Origin of the sequence: Rhizobium phaseoli (genome assembly GCF_010668805.1) — a bacterium.
GTDB classification, from domain to species: domain Bacteria; phylum Pseudomonadota; class Alphaproteobacteria; order Rhizobiales; family Rhizobiaceae; genus Rhizobium; species Rhizobium phaseoli_A.
Window position 1 is genome coordinate 1 of the sequence record NZ_WUFT01000101.1, and the last position, 417, is coordinate 417.

Sequence of the window (417 nt, forward strand, 5' to 3'; positions counted from 1 at the left end):
CTTCACGCCGGTGGCGGGCTCGATTTCGTAGCGCGTGATCACGGGGCCGGGCATGGCGGCCACGACGCGCACCTCGACGCCGAAGTCCTTGAGCTTCTTCTCGATGAGGCGGCTGGTCATCTCCAGCGTCTCGGGCGCCACCGTCTCCTGGCGAGCCAGGGCGCCGTCGAGCAGATCGACCTGCGGCAGGCGGCTGTCGGGCATTTCGTGGAAGAGCGGCTTCTGGCGCTCCTTCACCACGCGGGCGCTCGGCGCCGCCTCGGTGGCCAGCGCGGGTTCGATGATCTGCACGGGCTGCGGCGCCTGCTCGCGGAAGTCGTGGCGCTCTTCCTGCACCACTTCCTCGCGTTCGCGCGCGGCACGCTTGCCGGCGGCCTGATCGATCGCCTTTTCGCGGCGCGCGCGGCCGACCTGGAC

Annotated in this window: 1 protein-coding gene; it reads right to left on the bottom strand. The window is 71.0% G+C overall.

Going from position 1 to position 417, the window contains the following annotated elements; translation table 11 throughout:
- Nucleotides 1–417 (bottom strand): DNA translocase FtsK (locus tag GR197_RS31575; protein WP_281409541.1); only part of this gene is annotated, 417 nt, incomplete at both ends.